The sequence below is a fragment of the Kosakonia sp. HypNH10 genome (assembly GCF_029850615.1).
Lineage (GTDB): Bacteria > Pseudomonadota > Gammaproteobacteria > Enterobacterales > Enterobacteriaceae > Kosakonia > Kosakonia cowanii.
In genome coordinates, this window is the sequence record NZ_JAOTIU010000021.1 from 1 (window position 1) to 1,612 (window position 1,612).

The window sequence follows — 1,612 nt, forward strand, 5'->3', positions numbered from 1 at the left end:
ATTCGATGAGCATCAAACTTTAAATTGAAGAGTTTGATCATGGCTCAGATTGAACGCTGGCGGCAGGCCTAACACATGCAAGTCGAACGGTAACAGGAAGCAGCTTGCTGCTTTGCTGACGAGTGGCGGACGGGTGAGTAATGTCTGGGAAACTGCCTGATGGAGGGGGATAACTACTGGAAACGGTAGCTAATACCGCATAACGTCGCAAGACCAAAGAGGGGGACCTTCGGGCCTCTTGCCATCAGATGTGCCCAGATGGGATTAGCTAGTAGGTGGGGTAACGGCTCACCTAGGCGACGATCCCTAGCTGGTCTGAGAGGATGACCAGCCACACTGGAACTGAGACACGGTCCAGACTCCTACGGGAGGCAGCAGTGGGGAATATTGCACAATGGGCGCAAGCCTGATGCAGCCATGCCGCGTGTATGAAGAAGGCCTTCGGGTTGTAAAGTACTTTCAGCGGGGAGGAAGGCGATGTGGTTAATAACCGCGTCGATTGACGTTACCCGCAGAAGAAGCACCGGCTAACTCCGTGCCAGCAGCCGCGGTAATACGGAGGGTGCAAGCGTTAATCGGAATTACTGGGCGTAAAGCGCACGCAGGCGGTCTGTCAAGTCGGATGTGAAATCCCCGGGCTCAACCTGGGAACTGCATCCGAAACTGGCAGGCTTGAGTCTCGTAGAGGGGGGTAGAATTCCAGGTGTAGCGGTGAAATGCGTAGAGATCTGGAGGAATACCGGTGGCGAAGGCGGCCCCCTGGACGAAGACTGACGCTCAGGTGCGAAAGCGTGGGGAGCAAACAGGATTAGATACCCTGGTAGTCCACGCCGTAAACGATGTCGACTTGGAGGTTGTGCCCTTGAGGCGTGGCTTCCGGAGCTAACGCGTTAAGTCGACCGCCTGGGGAGTACGGCCGCAAGGTTAAAACTCAAATGAATTGACGGGGGCCCGCACAAGCGGTGGAGCATGTGGTTTAATTCGATGCAACGCGAAGAACCTTACCTGGTCTTGACATCCACAGAACTTTCCAGAGATGGATTGGTGCCTTCGGGAACTGTGAGACAGGTGCTGCATGGCTGTCGTCAGCTCGTGTTGTGAAATGTTGGGTTAAGTCCCGCAACGAGCGCAACCCTTATCCTTTGTTGCCAGCGGTCCGGCCGGGAACTCAAAGGAGACTGCCAGTGATAAACTGGAGGAAGGTGGGGATGACGTCAAGTCATCATGGCCCTTACGACCAGGGCTACACACGTGCTACAATGGCGCATACAAAGAGAAGCAATCTCGCGAGAGCTAGCGGACCTCATAAAGTGCGTCGTAGTCCGGATTGGAGTCTGCAACTCGACTCCATGAAGTCGGAATCGCTAGTAATCGTGAATCAGAATGTCACGGTGAATACGTTCCCGGGCCTTGTACACACCGCCCGTCACACCATGGGAGTGGGTTGCAAAAGAAGTAGGTAGCTTAACCTTCGGGAGGGCGCTTACCACTTTGTGATTCATGACTGGGGTGAAGTCGTAACAAGGTAACCGTAGGGGAACCTGCGGTTGGATCACCTCCTTACCTTAAAGAACCTTTCCCTGCAGTGTCCACACAGATTGTCTGATGAAAA

General features: G+C 54.2%; 1 rRNA gene. It reads left to right on the top strand.

Annotated elements, in window-relative coordinates:
• The first annotated feature begins 21 nt into the window (after positions 1 to 21).
• A 16S ribosomal RNA gene (locus N7V53_RS22325) occupies positions 22 to 1,563 on the top strand.
• Positions 1,564 to 1,612: the final 49 nt, after the last annotated feature.